Genomic DNA, 23,787 nt, shown 5'->3' on the forward strand with positions numbered 1-23,787 from the left:
AGCCCAGCGGCGAGGTCTTCCACCTCCACTTGGTGCCATGGCGCCTCGTGGCGCACGGTTTCCGTGTTCCGCACGTGTGAGATACGGCCGGTGTCGGGTGTCCTCTGTACCCCGGGGCCGTGGTACCCGCACAGCCAGGCACATCCCCCCAGCTGCCACCGCCGCTTCCCAACGGCAGGCCCTAACCGCCGAACCAGCGTCCCATCGTCGGCGTTCTTTCTTAACGGGGCTTCCATCAAGGATTCACCTTATTCACCCTTCCGGTCTTCCCCTTGCCTGTAGCCCGTGGATGGATCACCGGCCCTTGGGCTTCCCTCCGGGCTTCACACCCCGTGCATGGAATGCACACACGACGCATGCCAGAGGCGGGGACGGGCTGTGAGCACTAGCCCGGAGCCGAATCGTCGACCACGTCGACCCTCCTTTCGTTCGGCTCACTCACACATTGCGACTTCGCGTCGCACGACGTGGAAAAAGTCGGTGGCCAGCAGGCCGCTGGCCTGGGCTTGGAGGAAGGTGCGCCAGGTGGTGTCGGCGTCGCGTCGTGGTGCCGGGCCGAGACCTGCGCCGGCGAGGATTCGACGGATCGTGCCCGCGCCGATCTGATGGCCCAGGCCGAGTAGTTCTCCCTGGACGCGGCGATGCCCCCAGGTGGGATTGTCGCGGGCCAGGCGGATCACCAGCGTCCGCAGTTCCTAGGCCACCGGCGGGCGGCCCACCTGGTGCGGGTAGCTCCATCGTCGGCGGACCAGGCGGCGATGCCAGGCCAGCAGCGTCGCCGGGGTCACCAGCTGGCACGACCGGACCTCCCGGGGTAGCAGCCGGGCGAGCGCGGCCAGGACCGCGCGGTCTGGCCAACTGAACCGGGGACGTCCGACCTGGCGTCGCAGCACCGCGACCTCGTGGCGCAGTACCAACAGTTCCGTCGTCCGCGCTGCGTCGCTGCGGGTCAGCAGGACGAGCCAGCCGAACACCCGCACCAGGACCAGATACACCAGCCGCACCACCATGAACCACGATCATCCACCACGGCGGCGGAGGGAGAAATCCCAGGTCAACGCCCGAAACCGGGTTCTGGCACGGTACAGCCTCGGGGGACGGGCTTGGCCAGGTCGACCCGCCGGACCCGCGGCAGATCGGGCCCTTCGAAAGATCCAGGCCAGGCAGCCGTGTCCGGGCCCGGTCCGGTGGTCTCCTTTCCCGGTTTCGCCTCCAGTGCAGGAGTTTCACGGCAGGATGTGGGCCGAGGCGGCAGCCTCGCGCCGGATCGCGACCGGGGGGTTCATGCACGCGGCCGACGACACTCCTCCGCGCGACGGCGCGCGACCATCCGGCCCCGTGATCGTGGGGCGGGACCGGGAACGGCGGCTTCTCGACGAGGTGCTTGCCGCGGTGTCGCGGCAGGGCGCGGCGCTGCTCCTGAGCGGAGAGCCCGGGGTCGGCAAGACCGCGCTGCTGGACTATGCGGCCCGTGCCGCGGTCGCTCCCGGCGTGGGTGCCCGCGTTCTGCGGCTACGTGGGGTGGAGTCGGAGGCGTCGCTGCCCTTTGCCGTGCTCGCGGACCTGCTTCTCCCGCTGCGGGAGCACCTTCCGGATCTTCCCGAGGCGCAGCGGTCCGCGCTCGAGATCTGCCTGGCGCTGGCCGGGGGCGAGGTCGCGAGCCCGTACCCGGCGTGTGCCGGGACCCTGAACGTCCTGGCGGAGGCGAGCGAGCGCCAACCGCTCGTCGTTCTCGTCGACGACCTGCCGTGGGTCGATCCCTCGTCGGCTCAGGTGCTCCTGTTCGTCGCCCGCCGGCTGGCGTCCGAGCGCGTCGCTATCGTCCTGACCGCGCGGCCCGACCCGCCGGACCGGTACGACCGGCCGGGACTGCCCGCGATAGACATTCGTGGCCTGACCCGGCCTGCATGCGCGCAGCTGCTCACGGCGCACCGTCTCGGCGTCACCGACCACGTTCTCGCGTCCCTGGTCGACTGGACCGGTGGCAACCCGCTGGCTCTGCTGGAGGTCGCGGCGCTGCTGTCGCCCGCTCAGCGCAGCGGTGAGACACCGCTCGGCGACCTGCCGCCCAGCCACCAGCTGGAGTTCGCCTGGTCCAAGCGGCTCGACCGGCTTCCCGCCCGAGCCCAGGACGCACTCACGATCGTCGCGGCCAGCCGGTCCGGCGACCTCGGAGTCGTCGCCGCGGCCTTGGCCGCGGCCGGGCTCGACATCGCCGATCTCGACCCTGCCCAGCATTCCGGGCTTCTGCTGACCGACACGGAGGCCGGCGTTGACGCCATGCCGCTCGCGGTCAGGTTCCGCCACCCGCTGCTGCGGCCGGTCGTCCTGCGCCGGGCGCCGCTGTCGGCCCGGCTGCGGGCCTACCGCGCTCTCACCGAGACGTCCTCCGGGGAGCTGAAGGCGTGGTACGGCGCCGCCGCCGTCACCGGACCCGACGAGAGGGTGGCAGAGTCGCTCGCCGCGGTGGCGGCCGACGCGGCCCGCCGCGGCGGTTACGCTCCCGCGGCTCTGGCCTGGCGGCGGGCCGCCGAGCTGACTGCCCGCCCGGGCCGCCGCGCCGAACGGCTGCTGCTGGCCGCCCGGCACGCCTACCTGGCCGGCCTCGGGCCGGCCATGGCCTGGTCGCAGGAGGCCGCGCGGATCGCCGCCGCGGAACCGGACGCGGGCCTGCGGGCCGACATCGACCTGCTGCGCGGCCGGATCCTCGCCTGGTCCGGCCGGGTCGAGCAGGCGCGCCAGCTTCTGACCGCCGCCGCGGAGACTCTCGCGGACACCGAGCCCGCCGGGGCCGCCGCCCTGCTCGCGGAGGCTGTCTTCCCGGCCGCGACGGACGGCCGGTTCGACCTCGCGCTCCTGGACGCCCAACGGGCGTACTCGCTCGCCACGGCCGGCCAGCCACGACGGGGCACCTCGCCGGCGGGCGAAGGGCCGCCGCTGCCTGTGGTGGTGGCACTGGTCGAGACCCTTGCCTTCGCCGGGCGGGTGCGTGAGGCCGAGGACCTGTTGAGCACGGTGCGCCCACGGCTCTCGCCGGCCGACCCCGGCAACGACCTGGAGACGCTGGCGTGGGCCGCGCAATGCCTGCCCTGGCTGGAGCAGGACACCGCGGCGGCCGGCCTGCTGGGCCGGCTGGTCGACCAGGCCCGGCTGCGCGGCACCCCCGCCCTGCTGCGCCAGACGCTGAGCGTCCGTGCCGAGCTGGACATCCGGGCCGGCCGATGGGCGGACGCCGACGCCGACGCGGACGAGGCGCTCCAGTGGGCCCGCGAGCTCGGTCACGCCAACTCGATCGCCTACTCCCTGGTCTCGCTTGCCCGGATAGCCGCCGCGAGGGGAGACCGGGCACGGTTCGAGGAGCACATCGACGACCTCCGGCGCACCGCCGGGCCCCTGCGGATCAGAGGGGTGACGATCCTCGAGGCCGCCGTCCTCGGGTTCGAGCATCTCAGTCACGGCGAGTACGGCCCCGCGGTGACCCAGCTCGAGCGGGCCTGGGGCCCGGCGCTGCGCGGCGGCCTCGACAACCCCGTCGTCGTCCCGTTCGCCGCCGACCTCGCCGAGGCGCACCTCCGCGGCGGCGAGCGGAGCTCGGCCGAGAAGGTGCTCGACTGGCTGGAGGAACGCGCCGAAGCCACCGGCCTGGCCTGGCCGGCGGCCACCGCCGCCCGCTGCCGTGGGCTGGCCGCCGACCGCCTCGCCGACGCCGAGGCCGCGTTCGCCCTGGCTCGCGACGCCCACCAGCGCCACGACTACCCGTTCGAACGGGCCAGGACCCAGCTGTGCGAGGGAGAGGTGATGCGCCGCCTGCGCCGCCCGGGCCCGGCCCGGGAGCCGTTACGCGCCGCGCACGCCACCTTCGAGGCACTCGGCGCCCGCCCCTGGGCCAGCCGGGCCGCGGCGGAACTCGCCGCGGCGGGCTCACCGATCACCGCCGCGGCTCCACCACAGCCCCTGGGACTGCTCACCTCACAGGAACTGCGGATCGCGCGCGCCATCAGCCAGGGCCTGAGCAACGCGGAGGTCGCGGCGGCCCTGTTCATGTCCCGCAAGACCGTCGAGGCCCATCTCACCCACATTTACCGCAAGCTCAGCCTCCGCTCCCGCACCGACCTCACCCGCCTCATGATCACCCAGCCCTCGCCCCCGTGAGTCTCAGGTCAGTGATCCTCGTCGTCGGGTGCGCCCCAGTCGACGACCAGCCAGGCATCGGTGATCTCGCGGTTCTCGTCGAACAGCCGGACGGTCCAGTCGACGCCCAGGACCGGGATAGGCGCCTTTGTGAGCACCGTGCTCCTGAGACCGGTGAGGTACGGGCCCAGGGTGTCGGTGGTCGCCTCGCTGCCCGCCGGGCCCGCGACCTTGACCTCCTCCTCCGAGCGGACGATGAGGCGGGCGGCCCGGATGACGGCGGGCTTCGACAGACTGGCGCTCCAGAAGGGGAGGTGCCGCTCGGTCAGCGTGACCGTCAACGGCCGGGACGCGTTCGCCGCGGCCGGCGCCGCGGTGAACGCGGCCCAGGCGGAGGGGAACTCGTGGCGCAGCGAGAACAGCCGCTGTGACCCCACCGCGCGCGCCTTGGCGATCTTGTCCTTGAGGTCCGCCATGGCCGCGCCGCGCAGGGCGTCGTCGGCGCGGGCGGTGTAGCGCAGGTGCAGGATGACGTCGCCGATCGAGTCGTAGTCGAACGACGTCGGCTCGCCGGCGCCCGGGTCGGCCGGCAGCCGCAGCTGCCAGGTGCTGATGACCCCGGAGTTCTCGAAGGGCCGGTAGCGCTCGTCGGGCGCGTTCGGGTCGAACATTCCGGCGTCATTCTGCCCGGAGCTGGTGACGATCGACCGCAGGCCGCCGTGGAAGCCGGAGAATCTGTCGTCGTCGGGCCCCTGGTAGGCGTAGGCTTCGCCGTCACCTACCGTCGCGGTGACCCGGATGCGGCTGCTCTGGAGCGTGAGCGTGCAGGCGACGCCGGCATAGGGGCCGGTGACGCAAGGCACGCTGACGGCGACACCCCGGATCCGCCGGAAGTAGTGGCCGGGGCCATCGAGGTCGAACAGGGCCTCGTCGAGGCTCACCGTGCACGTGCCCGCGGCCCGCAGCTCGACGAGGGCCAGTGGGTTCACCTGCAGCAGGCTGACGTGTTTCGTCAGCTCGTATTCGCGCCGGTTGAGCTCGAGGTAGGCCAGCTCCATGCGCTTGACGTCCAAGTGCAGGCGCTCGCCTGCGAGCAGCCCCTCCCGGCCGGCCGGGTGGCCCTGGCTCAGGTAGGACAGCGTGGCGTCGCCGAGCTCGTGGCGCAGGCACTGCTCGGCCTTCTTCGCGACGTCGAAGGCGAGCTGGAAGTACTGCGCGTACAGGCCCCTGACCTCGCGCCGCAGCCAGGCGTAGAGCGCCTTGTTCGTGGTCTTCCCGGCCCGCTCGGTGCCGTTCTCGTTGAGGAAGAGCTCGACCTCGGCGGCCTGCTCCTTCTGCTTGCGGTGGTTGCGCAGCTCCTGGCGGGCGATCGCCTCCCGGAGCTGCGCGGCCCGCAGCTGCTTGAAGATCTGGTTGATCTCCAGGGCGGCGAGGCCGCTCTGCAGCGCCCACTCCCGTTCCCGCCGGGCGAATCCGTCGATGCGCGCGGCTCGGCGCGCCTCGAAGTTCAGCCGGTCGGCGATGCCCCTGGCCGCCCCCGCTGTCGCCTGGATGCCGCTGCCGATGTTCGACCCACCGAAGCTGAGGCTGCCTCCTATTCCCCACGGCGTCAGGTCGACGCTGAGCTGCGGCAGGACGCTCGCGAGCGACGCGCCGACCGACAGCGCGTTGCCGATGTCCGTGGCTATCTGCGCCGTTTCCAGCAGCAGGGTCTCGCGTACCTCGTACGAGCTGAGCAGCTTCCCGCCGGCGAGGAACCCGGCGACCTGGGCGAAGACGCCGGTGGCGAGGTCGGCGTCGATGCCGCGCGGCGTGAGGGCGGGCTCGGCCGCGGTGAAGGCGAGCTTCGCGAGCGCCTCGGCGTCCAGCTCGGCGAGCTTGGGCACCGCCTTGCTCACCTCCTCGGCCGACCGGCCGAGCTGGCGCTCGTAGTAGGCGTAGCGGTGCGCCGCCTGCGCCAGCGACCCCTCGAGCGCCTCCCGAGCCTTCGTGCTCTCCTGCAGCTGTGTGTATCGGACCTGCTCGGTCAGGTCGAGCAGGGCCCGCTCGTGCCGGGAACGCAGCGCGGCGAGCGCCTCGCCGTCCTCCTTCTCCAGCGCCGACAGCAGCGTGCCGCCCAGCGCCTTCACCTCGCTCGCCAGCTCCGCGGCCTTCTGCGCCAGCACCGTGAACCGGACGAGCGGCAGCGGCTGGTCGAGCCCGCTGACGACGGCGGCGACGTCCACGCCGGACGCGGCGGCGCGGGCGAGCAGCGCCGGGTCGATCGGCGGCTCGAACAGGGCGAGCTGACGGAACACGCCCTGCAGGTTCAGGCTGTTACGGATCTTGAAAAGCCGGTCGGCGACCGTGTCCCAGTAACCGAGCAGCTTGTCGTTGGGCGGCACGCAGAAGTACGGCGCCTGGCCGATCGAGCGGACAACGGCGCCGCGCGCGTCGCCGCCGGAGCCGGCGGGCACCGCGTCGCCCGCGCCGACGGCGGGGTCGTCAGCCGGCAGCGGCAGGAGATCGAAGGGCAGCACGGGCTCGAGGCCTTGCAGGACGGTCCCGAACTTCTTCAGGTCGGCGCTCAGGCTCGCGTACGTCCGCGGCCGGGCGCTTGCCGAGGTGGGAACCGGGTTCGGGCGGGGGCCCAGGATGCTGGCGGCCAGCAGGTAGAGGGTGAGCGCCTCGTCGACGGCCTCGCCGGTGTCCTGCCGGAACAGCGAGTCGCCCCAGGCGATCAGGTTGTCCAGGTAGGTCATCACCGTCTTGTACATGTAGGCCTGGGGGCGGAACCGGGCGACGGCGTGCGGCCGGAACGGGTTGCGCTCCCAGGCGCCGAGGCTGGCGGCCGTATCCCGCCGCGTCGCGCTGTCCGGGCCGGCCAGGCCGGTGAGCAGGTCCGCGACCCGTTCGACGTCGGTGCTCTGGAACGGGCGGACCTTCCAGAACCGCGCCGGCGTGGGCCCGTCGCTGGTGTCGGTGGGGTCGAAGAGGTAGTGCAGCCAGCGCTGCGCCTCGGCGAAGTGCCCGTTCTTGCTGAGGTGCACGGCCATCGTCAGCGGCGCGTGGAAGAACAGCTCCCAGTTGTAGACGGCGTAGGCGCCGTTGGAGCTGAAGTCGAGGTCGCGCGCCGGCCGGGGCCGCTCGACCAGCGAGGTCGGGGCGTAGGCGGTCATCAGGTCCTGGTACAGGTCCTTCGGCACCTGGCGGCTGGCGCGCAGCGTCGCCGCCGTGCCCGCGGCGAGCCGCAGCTCGGTGCCCCGCTGGAGCAGCACCCTGGACTGGGCGGGCAGGGTGCCGGTCAGGCCGCCCAGCAGGGCGACCGTCGCGCCGGCGCAGGACAGGGCCGCGTCGGCGGGCAGGAAGGCCGGCTGCCCGGCGAGCGTGACTGGGCTGCCCGGCGGCGGCGTGTCCGCCAGGCCCGCGACCAGGGTGACGCGGAGCTCCCCGGCCGTGGTCACGGAGGCCGGGCCCTGGAAACGCAGCCGTGTCGAGCCTGCCAGCTCGACGTCGACCGCCCCCGTCGTCGGAATTGTGACGGGGTCGGTCACCAGCAGCGTCCCGGCCACGTCGGCCGGCACGGTCAGGGTCGTGCCGGCGGGCAGCGCGACCTCGACGCTCTCGGGCAGCGACGGGCCGCCTTCGGCGTATTCGGTGTCCGCCGCCTGCAGGCCCGCGACGCCCTCCCGGGCCAGGCGGCGCGCCAGGAACTCGGCGTAGGGATGCGCGTGCAGGCTGACCCGGTAGCGGAGCTCGCGTTCCCGCAGGATGTGGGGCCGGGTCTCGTAGGTCTCCTGCCGGGCCCCGTTGGCCGGGGCTTTGGTGGCCAGGGAGAGGGACCGGTCGACGGCGCCGTGCAGGCCGAGGGAGTCGTCGAAGGCGAAGGGCGTCATCGGAACACTCCCGAGGTCAGTGGGCCGAGGCGCAGGTCGCGCGTCGGGTTCTGGGCGAGCGCGCTGCCGAGGCCGCCGGCGCCGACGATGGTCAGCCCGCCCGCGATCGTCAGCCCGCCGGCGCCGGCCGCGCCGTCGGCGAGAACGGCGACGTGCCCGGCGGGGACGGCGCTGCCGACCTCGACGACGACGGCCCTGCCGCGGCCGGCCGCCGCCGCGGCGGGGAACAGGTCGATCGGGGCGCGGCCGGCCGGGCCGACGACGGTGCCGTCGAACAGCAGCGCCGTCGCCGGGTTGACCAGCCAGTCGGCCGCGTCCAGCGTCTCGATCAGAGAGTCGAGGACGACCAGCCCGCCGCCCGAGCCGGCATCGAACAGCTCTGTGGGGACCTGGAGCGGACCCTTGGGCGTGGACGGCGTGACCACCTTCTCCAACACGAGCGGCGGAGGTTCCCAGGTCGACGCGGACCTGCCCTGCTCGGGGGTCGTGGTCACCCAGTCGTCCCATTCGTCGAGGGTCCGTTCGACGACCTCGGGCTCGAGGAAGAGCGTGTGGTCGCGGTCCTGGAAGAACACCGGCCGCATCAGCGCCTCGATCTCCGCGAGGCCGCCCGCGATCGCCGCGCGGACCGCGTGGGGGTTTTCGGCCTTCTCGACGGCCTCGGCGGACAGCCCCAGCGTGAGGACGTTGTTCGTGGGCAGCAGCTGGAAGTCGCCGGCCCGCGTGAAGATGTCGAGGGGGACCGGCGGGGCGTCGGCGCCCGCAGTGTCGATCTTGGTGTGCAGGCTGGCGCTCAGCCGGCCCGTTCCCGCATACCGCGTCGGCCATGGAACCTTGGCGTCGGCGGACACGACGAACGGGATCGCCGGCCGGGTCTGTTCGACCTTCGGCTCGACCGGGCTGTGGCGGCTGGCGAGGTAGAAGGCCTTGCTGACCGGCGCGCCAAGCGTGAGGTAGAGGCCCGCGGCGGGGGCGCCCGCCGGCGCCGGCTTGACCGCCGCGCCGTCGGGCGGGTCGGGCACCACCGTCAGGTGCACCGGCGTCGAGCGGGGCGTGAAACCCGCGTCCACCTTCAGGTGGCGGATCCTGGTGGCGTCCGGGCCGGCGTACTCGCTGGTCTCGGGCTCGCGCCAGACCCCGTCGACCCGCTGGGTCCAGTGCAGCTGGACCTCGACGCTGCGCTGCACCGTCGGCAGCGAGATCTCCTTGTTCGGGTCGGCCTTGGCGGCGGCGCCGCCCGCCGCCTCGCCCTCCTCGTCGCGGAAGGTCACCCAGAACAGGTAGAGCCGTTCCCGCCACACGGCCGGGACCAGGTGGTCGCCCTCGACCGGCACCCCGATGGGCTCCCAAGGCGACCAGGTGTAGTCCGCATAGCGCCGGTAGAAGTGCTTGTGCGGGACGCCGAACGTCCGCCCGATGACGTGCAGGGTGTTCGCGGTGGCGCCCTCCTCGAGGTGCATCGCGACGACGTCCAGCCGGGCCAGCTCCTCGAGGCCGCGCAGGTAGCCGAGGAAGGCGGCGTCGGCGGCGTCGGGCGAGACGTCGTCGGCCAGCAGCTTTCCCTCCAGCTCGGCGAACAGATGCGACTTGTCGTCGCGGAACTCCGGTTCCAGCCAGTTCTCCGGGTACAGGAAGATCTTCCGGTTGGCCTCCCACACCCGGTACCGCTTCAGCCACTCCCACTGGTCGGCGGCCACGATCGCCGCCGGCGGGACCTGGGCCTCCTGGCCGAGCAGGCAGCGCTGGACGAACAGCTGCACGGAGGCGATGGCGAGCCGGATCCGCGACGTCTGGACGACCGGCTCCATGCCCGGGTCGAGCAGGTAGTGCTCGTAGAGCTGCTCCACCCGCGTGAAGTCGTGCCGGCGCATCACGTGCGCGACGAGCGCGTCGCGCCGGCGCTGCCGCAGCCGGTCGAAGACGGGCCGGGCGGCGCGGCGCCACGTCTCGTCGTCGTACCGGGACTTGACGGCGTTGCGCAGCTGCTGGGCCGCGTCGGCGCGGTGGGTGTCGGTGTCGTCTTCGTCGGGCACTACGATCCGCGTCCACCGGCGCAGCGTCGCGACGGGGACGCCGAACCGCTCGACCAGCCGCAGCGCCTCCCAGAGCCGCCGGACCGGCACGTCGGTGCCGAACGCGCGCGTCGCGGGGGTCGGGAACAGGTTCGCCGCGGTGGCAGCGACGACGGCGGGGTCGCGCCGGGTCAGGGCGGCGATCAGCGGGTACACCGACGCAGCCAGCCGGTTGGCCGCGCCGGAGGCGTCTGCCTCGAACACCGCCACCAGGTCGTCGCTGCCCGGGGCGATCTCGGCCTTGAGGGCGGCGTACTCGGCGAGCCGGCGGAACCACGCGAACCGGCGGCGGGCCGCCGCCCGCTGCGCCGCCGTGTCCGCGGTGGGCCCGATCGGCAGCTCGCCGAGGTTCACGCCGGCCCACCCGGCGGGGTGCGCCAGCAGGTGGCGGGTCTCGCGGGTGGTCAGCCCGAGCCCGCCGACCAGCCGCAGCGCGGCGCCGAGCAGCTCGTAGGCGTCGACGGCCGCGTCCATCGCCGCCGCGGCGGCGGCGTCATCGGCGGTGTCCTCGGCGGCCGCGGTGAACAGGGGGAGCAGCGCCGAGGCCCCGTCGCCCGCCGGGCTGAGCAGCTTCTCGTCCGTGAGCAGCGCGGCGACCGTCGCCGGGTCGGCGCCGGACTGGTCGGCGACGGTCCTGGCGACCAGGTCGCGGACCCGCTCGGCCACCGCGGCCGGGTCGGCGGGCAGCGTGGGCTCGGCCCGGACCGCCCGGAGGCCGTCGGCGAGGCCGGCGACCAGGCGGCGGGTGGCCGCCGGGTCGGGCCGGAAGCGGCCCTTCGGGTCGACCCGGCGGCGGAGCAGGAAGTCGAGCTCGTCGATGGCGAAACCGCTGGCGCGGACCTGGTCGACGGCGTCCAGGAAGCCCAGCGTGTCGACGAACGGGTGGTCGTCCGCGAGCTCCCCGAGCGGTCCGTCGTGGAGTGGGGCGAACGGGTCGCGGCCGGACAGGGCCTTGAGGGTGATCAGCTCGTGGACGGTGAGCCGCAGTGCCCTCGCGAGCAGCGCGTAGCGGTGGAGCACCGACAGGTTGGCGACCGACAGCGCGGCTGTGCCCGCGGGCAGGCCGGCGTCGGCGAGGATCTCCGTGATCTCGCCCGCGGTCAGGCCGAGGGCGCCCTGGATCGCGGGCAGGTGGCCGGCGAGCAAGGTGAAGCCGGCCGGCTGGCCGGCGGCCTGGTCCGCCAGCCAGCCGGCGTCCAGGTAGTCGCCGGTCGGGTGGTCGAAGACCGGGTCGGTCGCCAGGATGCGGGGGTTGAGGAACAGCTGGGCGTACGGCGAGCCCTCCCCGTCGGTCGGGATCGGCGACCACAGGGCCAGCAGCCTCGCCGCCGCCGGGGGGAGCGACAGCCGCGCGGCCAGCGCGCGCAGGTGGGCGACGTGGATCAGGGCCGTCTCGAGCGGCCGGTCGGACCAGGCCGGGGTGGTGCCGGGGGTGAGCGCGACGAGGATCCGGTCGGTGTCCGCGAGGCTCCAGCCGAGCCGGCGCCACAGCCGGACGAACAGGTTGAGCCGCAGGAACGCCTCGGCGTCGGCGGGCGCGCCGTCGGCGTGGCGGACGATCGTCGCGTCGAAGTCCGGGCTGCCACCCGGTTCGGCGAGGACGAGGATCTTGTCGAACGGAATCGCCGCCAGCCGGTCACGGAGGTCACCCGCGGTGACGCCGAACCGGGCGGCGTGGTCGACGATGCGGGCGTCGACGGCGCCCAGCTCGGTCAGCCGGGTCCAGTCCGCAGCGTTCAGCGCTTTGAGTCGGGCCCGCTGCACGTCGTCGAGCTCGGCACCGAGGAGGTCCCTGTTCGCCTGGAGGAAGGCGGCGTTGCCCGGGGCCACGTAGGCGCGGGCGGCGGCGACGGTGAGGGCGAGCCTGGTGAGGAGGGCCGCCGCGGGCAGGGCCGGGTTCACGAACCGGGTCGTGAAGAGCTCGACCAGCTCGGTGTAGCTGACGCCGAGCGCCCGGCTGAGCGCCTTGGCCGAGTTCAGATCGCCCCGCTGGCCGGTGTCGGGATCGGGGTCGGGCGTGACCGCGAGGTCGCGGGTGGCGTACCCGTAAAGCGTCCACCAGCCGGCGAGCGGGTCGGGGTCGGTGAGGATCGCCCGTTCGGCGGGGGAGACGCCGAGCTGCTCGGCGAAGACCTCCGCCCGGCCGTAGGCCGTGTCCTTCCCGGCGAACAGGTCGTCGGTGGGCCGCAGCGTGTCGAGCAGCTCGGCCAGCGGCACGCCCAGGTGGGCGCAGAGCTCCCGCGCCGTCTCCAGCCACAGGTCGAACGGCGCCGTCAACGGGTAGGCGTCGGCGAGCAGCGTCCGGTACGCGGCCGCCTCGACGCCCGCCGGCTCGGCGAGCAGGTCCTCGGTGGCCGCCCCCGGCGGGGTCTGCCGGGCGGCCTCCATCGCGAGGGCGTTGTGCGCGACGACGTACTCGAAGATCTCGTTGACGACGTCGATGTAGGGCAGCGCCGTCGACGTGTTCGCGCAGGTCAGCTCCAGGTACGGCAGGTCGGGGCGGCGGTCGGTCAGCGCCCTGAACGGCCGGAGGTGGCCCGGCGGCTCGTACTCGGTGCCGGTACTCGCCCGCCAGCGGGCGGTGAAGTTCGCCCACGCCTGCGGCTCGCCTTCGACGAACTGCAGCAGGTCGACGAGGTAGGCCGCCGGGCTGAGCACGGAACGGCAGTGCTCGCAGGCGCAGAAGTCCTGCGAGCCGAACAGGGACTCCATCGTCGGGTAGCTCTTCAGCGCCGACCGGAGCCCGTCGAGCGCCGCCGCGCGCGCCGCCGGCGTGCCGGAGACGGCGAACATGCCTGGGTCGGTGTCCAGGCGTTGCGTGACGCCGAACAGGTTGTAGGCCAGCGCGCTGATCTGCTTCGCCTTCCGCGAGATCAGCCGGGTGAGCTCCCTGGGTGGGGACTCGCCGTGGATCTCGAGGTATTCGGCCTGGTAGACGCGGTGGAAATCCGTCTCCCGGAGCGCGCTGATGTCGTGGGCCGAGGTGAGGCCGAGCTTGAGGAGCACCGGCATCGCCTCGTCGGTCGGGGTCAGCTGGTAGATCCGGTGCAGCATCCTGACCTGCTCGGTCGCGGCCGTCAGCTCGGCCGGTTCGAGCCCGGCCGTCGGGGCGTGATCGGCGGTCAGGAAAGCGTCGACCGGGGTGTGCCCGAGGCGGAAGCCGGCGCCGGCCGCGGCGGTGAGCAGCGCGACCGTGCCGTCGCGGTCCGGGCCGAGGTCGAGCGCGCCGGTCGCGACCAGCCGGGTGACGACCTGGGTGGGATAGCTCAGGCGGATCTTGCGGGCCAGGTCCGCGGAGTAGCCGTCGAGGCGCGCCTCGACGGTCTCGCCCCGGTACCGGGCGGGGATCAGCGCGCCCAGCGCCGTGTCGTCCGCCGCGAGCGCGCGCACCCGCCGCTTCCACTCGCCGGCACTGTGCAGACCCTTGTCGACGAGCGTCGCCGGGTCCTTGAACCGGAGAGGCACAGCCCCGGCGCCGGCCTCGGGCGGCGTCTCGTCGTCGGTCAGCTCGGACATGAGCAGCTCGGTGACGCGTGCGCCGTTGCCCGCCAGGTACGCGAGCTTGCCCTGCCAGCGCAGCTTCCCGATCGCGGCCTCCGGCACGCCCGCGGCCCGGGCCCGGTCCCACAGCGGCGACCCCGCGCCGCCGCGGGCACCCGCCGGCGCGTCGTCCGCGCGCGCCCCGTCCCGGTGTTCCGGGTCGCCGCCGCGCAGGAGGACGTCGACGAACGTGTCCTGGGCGTCGCCGATCCCCGCCAGGTCGAGCAGCTCGCCGACGGTGCTCGACGAGCCCGGGGCGGGCAGGCCGAGGCGGGTCTTCCGGGCGAAGGCGGCGAAACCCGTCCGGAACTCGTTGATCTCCGCCGGGGTCATCGCCACGATGCCGCGGCCGTGCAGGCCGGTGAGCGTGTCCGCGACGACGTCCGGGGCGACGGTCGCCAGCAGGTGCTTGTCGGTCGGCAGGCCGGCGCGGAACAGGCCGTACAGGCCCTGCGCCGGCAGCGCCGCGGCGTCCGGGTCGGCGCGCAGCCGCTCGGCGACGGCCGCCAGCGCGAGCAGCCGGGCGTCCCAGCCGGTGAGCGCGTTGAGACCCGACAGGTCCTGGCGCTCGGCGTCCTCCCGGGCGGTGGCCAGCGCCTCCGGCCCGGGCAGGTGCGGGCCGAGGGCGGCGGTCAGCCGGAGGTACTCCGCTTCCGCCCGGACGGCGCCGGCCGGCGCGATCAGGTCGGCCCGCACCGTCGGCTCGCCGCCCAGGTGGGTGAGCGGCTTCGACAGCCCGATCTCCTCGCCGTCGGCCGTCACGGCCCGGACCTCGAGGGAGACGGCCCGCCCGCCCGGGTCGTAGCCGAACGTGTAACGGCCGTCGGCCGCGGTGGTGGTGGAGTCGAGGCGGGTCAGCGTGCCGCCGAAGCCGCGGCGGTACAGGCGCAGGCTCAGGTTGGCCGCCGGGACGCCGTGGGTGAGCAGCACCGTGCCGGCGAGCGTGCGGGCTGGGACGGCCGGGGCGAAGAACCGCAGGTCGACGGTCTCCAGCGGCCGGACGCCGTCGATCACGTCGGACCTGGTGAGCTGCTCGCCGTCCGGGCCGGCCGCGACCGTCAGCAGCAGGCGGAGCGCGCCGCCGTCCGGCAGCCCCTGGTAGGCGATCGTGTACCGGCCGCCCGCGTCGGTGGTGTCGGTGCCGAGCCGGACCCGCGCGCCCTCGCCGAGGTGCCACGCGTCCACCCGCAGGCCCACGCCGGGCGCGGCCTCGCCGTCGGTGACCAGCCCGGCGACCAGGTACCGCGACGGCGGACCGTCGACGCCGCCGTCGAGCTCGCCCAGCCGCTCCAGCTCGCGGTTGAGCGCCCGCGCCGTCGCGTCGTCCACCTCGCCGGTCGCCGCCAGCCCTCGCCGCTCCTGGAACAGCGCCACGACCTTCGCCGTCCCGTCGCCGTACCGCGCCTCCTGCCGCTCCGCCACCAGCGGCACGACCAACTGGGCCCGGACGTCGTCGGCCAGCTCGAGCACCCGCCGGTCGAGCACCACCACCAGCCCGTCCTGCAGATCCCCGACAGCGGCCCCGCCCATCCCCGGGCGCAGCCCAGCCGTGATCCTTTTCATCACCGAACCCCTGTCCCGACGGCTTCACGTCGACAGCTGCAGATCGCTTGTGACCATTGGGTCATCGGCCGGAGTATTGGCCGGTAGCCCAGCCGTAAATGTCACCAAAATGTGTTCCCCAGTACCTGTCCGCCACGTCGACAGGCGTACTCTGGCCCGTCGCGGCGGCATGAACAGTGGCACCGGCAAGAGCAACCGAGCCGGCCGCGGCGACGACTGCCGCACCGGTCATTGCCGCAGTCCCCGCGGCGCCGGCCTCGACCGTCGTCGTAAGAACTGTCGCGGCGGTTCGCAACGCGGTTCCGGCCGACGACGCGGCCATTCTTACCCCCACCTGCATGGCTTGTGCGCCGGCGGCCAGGCTGCCACCGCCGACCGTATACTTGACATAGTCGTACACGTCGGATCCGGGAATCATCGACTTGACACCCTGCTTGAGTGTCCCGCCTAGGGATCTGGCCCCCGAGAGGACTCTCGTCATACCTCCACTGGCTGCGCCAGAAATCCTCGTGGCGAGCGATCCGCGCGCAGCTGAAAGGCTTGTCATGGTCGGGGTTGAACTGGTTCCGCCGGTCGTGTTTTTCGGCCCGCTCGCGGGGCCGTCGACGTCGTCGGAAGGAAACAGGCCAAGCCGCAGTTGCGCTGGTCCTGGCTTTTCACTGGTGGGCGCCGCGGGCAGAGCGCTTGTAGGCGGACCGGAGCCAGCCGGCGTGGATGGAAGAACTGGAGCCGACTTGGCCCTGCTCAGGCCGTCGTACGCTTCCGGTATCTGCGGGCCGCCATACTTAGTTCCTGGCGTGGCCGTCATGTCGGCCCGGCCTACTCGTTTGAGCGCCCCGCTGGCCGCGGCTGCCTGGCCCGCGGCCTTGTCGAGCGTAGCGCCCTGCGATGCGTTCTCGGACTGTAGCTGAATGAAAGCGGGTCCGCTCTCGCCTGCTGGAGTTGTTACCAATGGCTTTACGTGACCGACTTGAACTTTTCCGTACATCCACTGATTGGCGAGGTTCTGCGACATGTTGCGGATGGCCTGATTGATTCCGTCGCCCCGAGCTGTGGCAGTAAGAGTGAATCGAAGGTCCGTTTGTTGGATCAGATGCCATTGATACTCCCCGGCGGTTCCGCTGGGATCGCTGAGAATGCCGGGGTTGCATCGCACATATCCGTAGACGTTCAGCCCGTCTGACGGACCTCGTGGATCGCACGCTGTCCAGCGGGTTAGCCAGGGTGCGTAGTATCGGGCGCCGTGGTAGGTGAGGCCGGTTTCTTCGTCGCGTTCCTTGGTGGTGTAGCGGTAGCGTTTTGGTAACACGCCGGTGCGGGTGAAGGAGAGGGCGGTGCAGCCGTAGGGGTAGTACTCCTCGTAGGAGATCAGGTCGCCGGACTGGTCGAGCTCCACCGTGGCGGAGCCGAGGTGGTTGGCGTGCTGGTAGCGGACGACGACGCGGTCGACGGCGGCGGCGTCCTGGCCTGCGAGGCGGCGTTCGATGAGGGCGACGCGCTGTTCGCCGTCGAGGATGTGCACGGTGGAGCGCACCAGGGTGGGATTCCCGTCGGCGCCGAAGGTGCGGTAGAGCTCGAAGTCGCCGAGGTAGACGCGCTCGGCGGCGGGCCGCACGGGGTCGCCCGCGAGCGTGTGGTCGTCGGTGACCTTGCGGACACGTTCGCCGGCGCCGTCGTAGACGTAGTAGGTCGTCCGCGGCCGGGCGCCGAGCTGGGTCACCCGCTGCTGGGACGACGAGGCGAGCTGGTCGCGGTAGTCCCAGGAGAAGCCGGTGAGCCAGGGCAGGCTCATGTTCCCGCGCTCGTCGTAGTCGAAGGTCTCGACGGTTCCCGGCGCGTTCGACGGGCCGACCGTGGTGGCGGTCAGCCGGTTGCTGAAGACTTGCACGGGCTTTTCGGCCGTCGGGTTCGGCTCGAGCTGGCTGGGCCACCGGTGGGCGAACGTTCGGCGCCAGCCGGAGTGGGCCGGGTCGGTGCCGCGGTGGTCGAGCTCGGTGAGGTTGCCGGCGACGTCGTAGGTGTAGCGCTCGTGGTAGTTGCCGAGGGCCTGCCGGTCCGTCTCGGCCGGCAGGTTCACCCGGGGGGCGTCGTTCCAGCTGGTCGGCGGCTGGTGGCCGGCCGCGGCCGACGCCAGGCCGAGATGCTCGCGGCCGGTCGCCTCGATCAGCCGGTAGGTGGCGTCGTAGACGTAGTCGGCCGCCGCCCTGATCTGGGTGTTCAGCCGGAAGACAGTCGGCTGGGCGTCGTCGGCGATGTGCGTGAGGTTGCCGGCCGGGTCGTAGACGTAGGAAAGGTTCTGGACCTCGGCGCGCCGGTCCGGCGGAGTGCCGGGGGGCGCGTCGGGGTCGGGCGGCGCCGGGCCGTCGGCCTTGAATTTCGGCCGGGGGCGGATCGTTTTCAGCGTGCGCAGCCGGAACGTTTCCGGTTCGTAGGTGTACTCGGTGCGGACGCCGTTGCCGTAGTCGATCCGGGTGCGCTGGCCGCGCGCGTTGTAGTCGAGGTTCGTGACCAGGTCGGTGTCCGTGCCGAGGCCGGGCGGATCGTCGGGTATGTGCGCGTGGACGCGGGTGAGCAGCCCGGCCTCGTTGTAGGCGAGGGCGACGACGGTCCCGTCGGGGTGGGTGCGCCGGGTTGGGCGGTCCAGCGCGTCGAAGGCGGTGACCGCCGTCCACGTTTCCGGTTCGAGCGCGGGCTCCGGGTTCGTCGCCCAGTCGAGCACCGCGCGGTAGTCGACGGCGAGGGCCCGGGCGGCCGAGATCGGGTTGCCCTTCAGGTCGTAGGTGTGCTCGGTGCGGCCGGCGCCGTCGTAGGCCCGCCAGACCTGGCCGCGCAGGTTCGCGGACTCGGGGTCCGGCGCGTTCTCGCCATAGATGGTCCGGGCGACGGTGACCGGGTTCGGCGCCGTCGCGGGCAGGGCGAGCCGGACGGCGGTCGGCCGGCGTAGCGGGTCGTAGTCGGTGACGAGAAGCCGCTGCGCGCCTTGGTCGAGCGACTCCCAGACGGCCACCGGCTTGCCCGCAACATCGGTGAGCAGCCAGCGGGAGCCGGCCTCCAGGCTGTGCTCGGCGAGCCGGCCCCCGGCGAGGTCGTAGGAATACCGGACGACGACGCGGTCGCCGTTCTCGTCAGGCGGGTCGGCGCGGCGGTCGGCGCAGTCGTCGATCCGCAGCTGGTTGCCGCGGATGTCGAGCTCGACGTGGGTGCGCTGAAAGCTATCGACCCAGCCAAGCTGATCCCAGCGCAGGTCCCGCCAGTTCGGGTCCGAGGTGTCGGGCACCCGGTTGTGGACGACTGTCAGCACTGGCCGGCCGAGCGGGTCGAGCTGGACGGCCGTCGGCGTCGCCGCGTACGCGAGGGCCTTCGGCGCCAGGCGCTGTTCGAGGTCGGCCAGGTCACCGAAAGAGGTCTGCCGCTCCGCGGCCGACGCCGTGGTCCGCCGCTGGTACCAGGTTGGCGGGTGCTCACCCCACCCCAGTCGGGTGACGAAGCCGCGCACGCCGGGGTCCTCGGCCGGGTTGCCGCGCGTGGCCGCGTCCGGATCCGGCGCCGGCGCCGGCACAGGGCCGGGGTCGGGCGAGACCTGGCCCGGCCGCAGCGCGGCCGTGTCGGCGGCGTCCCAGGTGCGCTGGGACCAGGCGTCGAAGGCGACCTTGGAGTAGGTGTGGTCCGGGTGCAGGGTGGCTACGGCCCGGCCGAGCGGGTCGTAGCAGAGGATCGGGCTGACCCCGTCGCGGAGGCCGAACTGGAACCGGTGCGACGGGCGGAACGCGGGCTCGTACTGGCGGACCGGCAGGCCCTTGTTGTTGAGCACGACCCAGCCGGAGCAGACCCAGCGGTCCGGCCGCGGCACCGCCAGCGCCGGGTCGGGCTCGGCCGGAAGCCTCCGCTGGATCTCCCGGCCGAAGCCGTCGGAGTAGCTGAAGGAGATCTGTAACGGGCTCTGTTCCCCGGCGGCCAGATCGGCGTCGGCTACGTGGCGTTCCCGGGCGATCGTCGCCACTCCGGCGGGCTGGATGTCGTCGCTGTCCCTGGTCCGCTGATACGCCGCCAGGTCGTAGACGAACCGGGTGGTCGCGTCGCCGAGCAGCGCGCGGGCGGACGCCGGGTGAGGGCCGGGGCCGGCGCGGCCGAGCGGGTCGGCCCAGAACGCCTCGACCGTCGCGGTGGCGAGGTCGGGCGTGGCCGCGGCCCCGGCGAGGTCGTCGCCGGTGGCGTCGGGGCCGGTCTTCTTGCCGAGGACGGCGGTCGCGGCGACCCGGCCGAGGGCGTCGAGCGCGACCGCCGTCCGGTTGCGGTTCGGGTCGGTGACCAGCGTCGGGGCGAGCGTCCGGTAGTCGACGCGCGGCCGGCCGTCGAGCGCGCCGGCCGCGGTGCGTTCGCCGGCCGAGACGACGTTGCCGATCGGGTCGACGACCCGAACCGGCACCAGGTCGTAGTCGTCGTAACGAACGTCGGTCGCCCAGAGCGTGGACGGTCCGTGGGCCGCGACGGCCGCGGCGGCGAACGGGTCGACGAAGCGGCGCGGGACGAAGAAGTGCGCCCGGGCGTAGCCGAGCACGGCCGCCGCGGCATCGCCGACGTCGGCCGGCGCGTAGCGGACCGTTCCCGACGGCGCCCACCAGGCGTCGGGCAGCGCCGCCGGCTGCCCGGGCGGGGCCGGCGCGTCGGCGAGCTGGACGTAGCCGGCGTCGCGCAGCCTCGCCGTGGTCGCGCGCCCGCCGAGCGGGCCGGTCAGCAGGTCGGTGGTGAGCGCGAGCCGGTAGGTCTCGTGGGTCAGGCCCCGGGCGCCGGCGGCGCGCCAGGGGAGCGGGCCGTCGAGGCCGTCGGCCAGGAACCGGGTGACCGACCGGCCGACCAGTGTCCGGGTCACCCCGGCCGCCAGGCCGCCGCCGTTCCCGGCCAGCAGGCGGGCCAGCCTGACGCGGGTGATCTTCGGTGCCGCGTCGTCGAAGCCGGGACCCGCGAGCTGGTAGGTCACCACGTCGTAGGGCGCGGGGACGCGGTAGGCATCGGGCTCGGCCGCCGCGGCACCGGGCTGGTCGTCGTGCTCCGCGAAGATCAGGCCGGTGACGGCCGTCCGGGTCTCGGTGACCAGCGTGGTCGCCTGCGTCTTCTGGGTGCGCGCAGGCAGCGCCGGGTCCGGCGCGGTCCGGCCGTAGGCGAGCGACACGGCGTGGGTGACCGTGCCGAACGGGTCGACGTCCAGCACCACCTCGTGGGCGACGCGCGGGTCGGCCGGGTCGCGTTCACAGCTGACGGTCACGGTCTCGCGCGGATGGACGGCGAACACCCCGGGCCGGCCGCCCGCCGGGTCGGCCAGCACCTCGACGGTGTAGCTGTGCTCGGTGACCGTGTAGGGGTGCCGATTGCGGTCCGAGCCGTCGAGGGCGTACACCTCCTGGCGCAGCGGGCGGCCCTTCAACGCCCGGCACGCCTCGCGGAACGCCTCCGGGGGCAGCGGCGCCAGGTCCGCCGCGGGCACCAGCCGGCCGTCCCCGTCCCGCCGCTCGGGGGGTGGCGTGTCGTCGAGCAGCCAGCCGGCCGCCGCGCCAGCCTCGGCGCCTCCGTCGGAGCCGGCGCCATAGTACTCGTGGGCGAACAGCGCCGAGAGCCGGCCGGCGCCGGCGGCGGCGGCGCCGGTGTGGAACCAACTCACCGTCTTCACCGGCGGCAGGCTCGCCGCCGGGTCCTCGTTCTCCCCGGCCGGGAAGCCGCCCGCCTCGCCGTCGTCCGGTGCGCCGCCGTCCGGCTCCGGGTCCGGCTCCTGGCCGTCGCCGAGGGCCGTGAGGTGCTCGGTGTCGAACTGCTCGACGCGGCCGAAGCCGCGGAACTCGCGCTCGACGCCGTCGAAGTAGCCGTGGTGGTAGGCGTAGCGGGTGACGAACCGGTTCCGGCTCACCCGGTCGAACGTCGTCACCCGCTCGACGACGTGCACCGGGAACGGCAGCCGCGTCACCCACGGCACGCCGGCGGCCTTGTCTGCCAGATAGAACCGGGTCGACGACGCGTAGCCGATCGCCGTCTCAGCACCCAGGTTGTTGCGGACGCCGACGAGCAGGTTGGGCTTGCGGCCCATCAGATCGACATAGCGGATCTGCCGGCCGGCTGCCCAGGGCAGCGGCGACGACCAGACCAGGCAGGCCGTTCCTCGGCCGAGCAGGTCCACCACCGACACCGAGGTGACGTCGTCGACCGGCGGGAACGCCGCTAACCGCCGCGGCGGCGACCAGCCGTTGCCCAGCTCGTTGCGGTAGAGGTCGACGCCGGCCGCATCCAGGTAGACCAGATCCGTCGGCCCGGTACCGTCCAGGTCGGCCAGCCGCAGCCGCGCCGGGTCGAACTGGTCGCCCCGGTCGAAGACCGGGGAGCGGTCCATCACGACGGGCGGGCCGAACCGGCCGTGGCCGAGGTTCGGCCAGTAGCAGACCTCGCCGTCGCGGACCCGGACCAGGTCGGCGAGCCCGTCGCCGGACATGTCCGCGAGGTGGATCGCGAGCCGCCGGTCGGCGACGACGAGCCGCGGGCCGGCGGTCTCGTCGCGCGCCGCGGGCAGCCGGATGCCCGGCCCGAACCCGTCCTCGCCGAGCGACGGGTACCAGACCCAGGTGTCGTCGCCGGTGATCAGCACGTCGGCGTGGCCGTCGCCGTTCAGGTCGACGAAACGTAGCGCCGGGTCGTCCCAGTCGAGCGCGGGCAGCGAGCGGAAGGACCGGTGCGGCAGCCAGCCGGGATCGGCGTCCGGGGCGCCGGGGTGGCCGGCCGGGTCGGTGAGCGGGTCGGCGCGTTCGAAGAAGCCGGGCAGCGGCCCGGCGAGCGCGACGACGTCGAGCTGGCCGTCGCCGGCCAGGTCGAGCAACTGGGTGCCCGGCGCCCCCGCCGTCGACGGGACCGACGGCAACGCCCGGACCGGGCCGAACCGGCCGTCGCCGAGGTTGGGCTTGTAGAACCACGCGCCGGCCTGCTCGCCGAGCACCCCGGAGATCGACTCCCCGTCCAGGTCCACCCACCGGTACGGCGGCGCGTCCAGGCCGACGGGCAGGTTGGCGACGCTGTCCGGGTCGAGCTCCCGCACCTGTGAGCCGATCTGGGCGGTGCTGTAGACCAGCTCCAGCGGTGGCATCGACGCCGAGGCGTACGCCGTCGGGCCGCCGCCCGGCGCCGCGCCGCCGGTCCGGCGGTGGCCGGTCAACGTCACCGATTCCAGGAACGCGCCGGCCGGGCCGCCGAGCCGCCGGTCGGTGTCGATCCCCCGGTCGTCGCGGTAGCTCAGCGTCAGCGAGCGGACGAGGCAGTCCGAACCCACGCCCGGCTCGCCGGGGAAGTGGTGGAACATCAGGATCCGTTGGCAGAGCCGGTAGGTCCGCACCTCGAAGCCGGCGCGGTAGCTGGAGAACGGGTCGTTGCGGCAGTGCCAGGCGCGCCCGGGGGTCGGTGCCGCCGTCGGCCAGGCGTGGCCGGGTTCGGCGTCCTTCCCGGGCACCGGCGTCGGGGCGTGGTCGCCGTAGTCGAAGACCAGCTCGAAGTGCCACCCGTCGTCCGCGTCGCGCGGCGGCGCAGGGTCGGCCCGCCTGCTCCTCTTGTTGCCGTAGCGGACGGATCTCAGGTACCGGTTCGCCGTCTGGGCGCTCCTGGGCCGGTGCCGCTCGTGCGCCGCGGTCAGGTCGACCCCCGCGTCGTTCTCCGCCGCGTAGCGGTACACGACCGCGTTGCCCAGCGCGTCGAACGACTCGCAGATCAGCCAGCTGAACACGCGGCGGGCGGGGTCCGGATCGTCCGGCTCGTCGGGCCGGTCGGCGATCTGGGACTCTCCGTCCCGCCCGTAGATCGTGGTGACGTTGTCACGGCTGATCGAGCGCCAGTGCGTCCGGCCGGAACCGGCCGCCGTCCACCGCTCGATCCGGGCGTAAAGCCCCTCGACCCGCGGCCGGTACCGGGTGACCTCGTAGGCCGTCCCGCCGACGGTCCGCGACCGGCGCCTGGGCCGGCCGCCGACGCCCGGCTCCGGGACGAGATCCTCGGCGCCCGCCAGGAGGAACACGTCGGACTCGCCGGCGTCGTCGTAGGTGGGCAGGCCCTTGTCGGTCCGGCGGGTGATCGACGGCAGTCCGACGGACCAGCCGAGCCCGAACGGGCCGTGCGCCGCGCCCGAGTCGTAGGCCAGCGCCAACAACGGGCCGAAGCCCGAACGGGCCGGACTCGCCGGCAGCGGGATCGTCAACGATCCCGCCCCGGTCACCGGGTTGGCGGCGAACTTCTCCCCGATGCCGCGCACCGCGCCGCCGCCCCGCGGAAGCGAAACACTTGGCGGGCTGAAGGGTGACGCCGCGGCGCCGCCGCCGCCGGTCTGCGCCGCCCCCATGCCGCCGGCCACGCCCGCCCCGCTGGCGGTGCCGGCCCCGCCAGAAATGCCGCGGGCGCTGTTTCCGCTGGTCCGCCCGGGCCCAGCGACCGCCCGGCCGTCCGCCAGCGACCCGGATCCGGGCGCCGGCCACGAGGCTGCTTCGCCCGCCGACCCGTTCATCGCCACCGCGAGCACCCGGCTGCCCTCGATCGGCTGCCGGCCAGCGGAGCCCACGACGACTGGGGTCTGTCACGCGTCATTTGCC

4 protein-coding genes and 1 pseudogene are annotated in these 23,787 nt (G+C 73.6%); 1 reads left to right on the forward strand and 4 read right to left on the reverse strand.

Going from position 1 to position 23,787, the window contains the following annotated elements; all coding sequences use genetic code 11:
- Positions 1–464: 464 nt before the first annotated feature.
- Positions 465–1,010, reverse strand: a pseudogene (locus QOZ89_RS34335) (integrase); the annotation flags it as partial.
- 226 nt (positions 1,011–1,236) lie between these two features.
- On the opposite strand from QOZ89_RS34335, the gene QOZ89_RS34340 reads away from it, so the two are divergent.
- Positions 1,237–4,152 (forward strand): AAA family ATPase, encoded by a 2,916-nt coding sequence (locus QOZ89_RS34340; protein ID WP_312627944.1) that lies wholly within the window; start codon positions 1,237–1,239, stop codon positions 4,150–4,152.
- Between the two features lie 8 nt (positions 4,153–4,160).
- On the opposite strand, the gene QOZ89_RS34345 is transcribed toward QOZ89_RS34340, so the two are convergent.
- The 3 genes from QOZ89_RS34345 to QOZ89_RS34355 all read right to left on the reverse strand — a co-directional run bounded on the left by QOZ89_RS34345 (position 4,161) and on the right by QOZ89_RS34355 (position 23,756).
- Entirely contained in the window at positions 4,161–8,006 is a 3,846-nt protein-coding gene (locus QOZ89_RS34345; protein WP_312627945.1) for a Tc toxin subunit A-related protein, read from the reverse strand.
- A complete protein-coding gene (locus QOZ89_RS34350; protein WP_312627946.1) occupies positions 8,003–15,181 on the reverse strand; it encodes a neuraminidase-like domain-containing protein in 7,179 nt (2,392 codons plus the stop codon). The genes QOZ89_RS34345 and QOZ89_RS34350 overlap by 4 nt, the downstream gene beginning before the upstream one ends.
- 61 nt (positions 15,182–15,242) lie before the next feature.
- Positions 15,243–23,756, reverse strand: a complete 8,514-nt coding sequence (locus QOZ89_RS34355) for a SpvB/TcaC N-terminal domain-containing protein (protein WP_312627947.1) — start codon at positions 23,754–23,756, stop codon at positions 15,243–15,245.
- Positions 23,757–23,787 lie beyond the last annotated feature (31 nt).

It is taken from the genome of Pseudofrankia coriaricola, from assembly GCF_032027725.1.
Lineage (GTDB): Bacteria > Actinomycetota > Actinomycetes > Frankiales > Frankiaceae > Pseudofrankia.